2 protein-coding genes are annotated in these 2,525 nt (G+C 36.1%); both read left to right on the forward strand.

What is annotated here, in order from left to right; all coding sequences use genetic code 11:
- Positions 1-551 precede the first annotated feature (551 nt).
- Positions 552-1,430, forward strand: coding sequence for a hydroxymethylbilane synthase (gene hemC, locus ACIPNH_RS05075; RefSeq protein ID WP_400772068.1), 879 nt, complete (start codon positions 552-554; stop codon positions 1,428-1,430).
- Positions 1,421-2,308, forward strand: coding sequence for a UDP-N-acetylmuramate dehydrogenase (gene murB / locus ACIPNH_RS05080; RefSeq protein ID WP_264723671.1), 888 nt, complete (start codon positions 1,421-1,423; stop codon positions 2,306-2,308). The genes hemC and murB overlap by 10 nt, the downstream gene beginning before the upstream one ends.
- Positions 2,309-2,525: the final 217 nt, after the last annotated feature.

Below are 2,525 nucleotides of genomic sequence, written 5' to 3' on the forward strand. Positions count from 1 at the left end.
ACCCTAGGGTTTCTTTTGCCTTTTTTTCTGTTTAGTAAATTTCTTAATGTTTATAATTTAGATTAGTTGCAGCTTAAAAGCAGCTGAGTCGTGGTTATTAGACGTTTAGAATAAAAAAACGCCATACTTGAAAGTATAATGTAAGTAACTAGCCAACCACGGGGCTTCTTTTGCCTTTTTTTCGTTTGGTAAATTTTTTAATATTTATAGCTAAACGACAACCGTCATCCCGCTGCTTGTTAGCGGGATCTAGAGATACCGCGAATGAATCGCGGTATGACGGTTAAATAATTCGTCATCCCGCTACGTGTTAGCGGGATCTAGAGATACCGTGACGGTATGACGGTTCGCGGTGGTATGACGATAAGGTTTATACCTTGTCATGCAAGTACTAGAATCCAGTAAGCTTATTTATGCATATAAAAGGTTATTATTTTGTAAAGTCAAAGTTGCTTTTGGTTTTAAGTTAAAGTACAATAAATGCAAAGGTTTATATAAACTGGATCCAAGTAGTTAGCTACTTGAATGACATCAGACAAACAATCGTACACATGCTAGTCAAAATAAGCACCAGAGGAAGCAAGCTTGCAGTTGCCCAGGCTTTGGAAGCAAAACAAAAGTTGCTGGACTCTTTTCCTAACTTATCTATTGAAATTGTTAAGATAAAAACTTCTGGAGATAAGTATGCAAACGCAAATCTTGCTGAAATAGGAGGTAAAGGATTATTCATCAAAGAAATTGAGGCTGAATTGCTCGAAAATAATATAGACATGGCAGTTCATTCGCTAAAGGATATGCCTGCGTTTTTCTCAGGGGGTTTAACAATTCCTTGTGTTTTAGAAAGGCTAAGTCCATGCGATGCGTTTATTTCTCATAAACACAATAGCCTTGAGTCTTTGCCACAGCAGGCTACTATTGCCACTTCTTCAATAAGAAGAAAAGTTCAGTTGTTAAATGTTAGACCAGATTTAAATATAGTACCGCTACGTGGAAATGTAACAACTAGATTGCAAAATCAAAGTTTTGATGGAATAATTTTAGCTGAAGCAGGACTCATAAGATTAGAAAAACATCACTTAATTACAGAGGTATTACCACCAAAAGTTATGTTAAGTGCAGTGGGACAGGGAGCGATTTGTATTCAATGTAGAAGGAATGATGTAAAAATTATCGATCTTTTAGAGAAAATTAATAATAATATGTCTTTTATAGGAGTGAAATCAGAGCGCAGTTTTATGAAGACAGTGAATGGTTCATGTTTTACACCACTTGCAGCTTTGGCTGAATATGTGAGCGAAAATATGCTACACCTTCGTTGTATGTTAGCAAGTGGAAAAAATATATACTTCACTGAGCGCACTTCATTTATAGAAGATGCGGAGAAAATGGGTATGGATGCAGGATTAGAGTTGAAATCAAAATGCTTATAAGCTTACCTAAAGTACGTGGAATCTATCGTTATGATGTCTTAATGTCTAAAGCGACGTGGTTAAATGTTGGTGGACGAGCTGATGTATTATTTAAACCATGTGATATTGAAGATTTAACATACTTGATTAAAAATACTGAACTGCCAGTTAGCGTTATTGGTGCAACATCCAACATAATAGTGCGAGATAGTGGCATTCGAGGAATAACAGTAAAATTAGGTAAGGAGTTTGCATATATTAAAAGTAAGGGTAACAACTCTATTGTAGCTGGGGGAGCTGTGCTGCTCAGCAACCTTGCTCACTTTGCGGGAAATCAGCAGATTAGTGGGTTGGAGTTTCTAGTTGGAATTCCAGGAACAGTTGGTGGCGGAATAGAAATGAATGCAGGTGCATATGGTAGTGATATCGCAAGTGTTGTACAATCCATAAAAGCAGTGAATCTAGAGGATGGAAACCTATATGAGTTCTCCAGCGAAGAAATGGGGTATTTTTACCGTGGACATAGCCTAAAAGGAAATTGGATTTTTATTGAAGCTGAGTTTAAAGGAGTAAACTCAGAGTATGAGCTTATACTGCAAAGGTTAAAGGAAGTTATTGAGAGGAAAAATAAAAGCCAGCCAATAAGAGGAAAAACTGCTGGGTGCATATTCAAAAATCCAAAAAACTACCGAGCATGGGAGTTAATTGATAAATCTGGCTGCCTAGGGTTAAATATTGGTGGAGCTAGAATCTCTAAGAAACATTGTAACTTCTTGCTCAATTACGATAATGCAACTGCATCTGACTTGGAAAACCTTGGCAACAAAGTAAAAGATGCAGTAAAGGATAAATTTAATGTTGAACTTGAGTGGGAAATAAGGGTTTTGGGTAGCTATTAGATAGTTTTTATAGCTTATGTATATTCGTTCAGGAGAACGGCAAATAAGGTAAACAAGTAATCTAAAAAAATAATCATAGAGAAACCGTGAGGTAATGTGGTTAATCTTGTAGAACTTTGCAAGAATCTAGAGAGAAAAATAGCAAAGTTATACCAATTCTCATTATTAGTGAATCAAATAAGCGATATTGTAGAGTTATTTAATTGTGGAGTGAGAA

Origin of the sequence: Wolbachia endosymbiont of Drosophila barbarae, assembly GCF_044752445.1 — a bacterium.
Taxonomy (GTDB): Bacteria; Pseudomonadota; Alphaproteobacteria; order Rickettsiales; family Anaplasmataceae; genus Wolbachia; species Wolbachia pipientis.

What these genes read in the sequence shown, in the direction of transcription:
- hemC (WP_400772068.1), top strand. Translation starts at nt 552, where the DNA reads ATGCTAGTCAAAATAAGCACCAGAGGAAGCAAGCTTGCAGTTGCCCAG.
- murB (WP_264723671.1), top strand. Translation starts at nt 1,421, where the DNA reads ATGCTTATAAGCTTACCTAAAGTACGTGGAATCTATCGTTATGATGTC.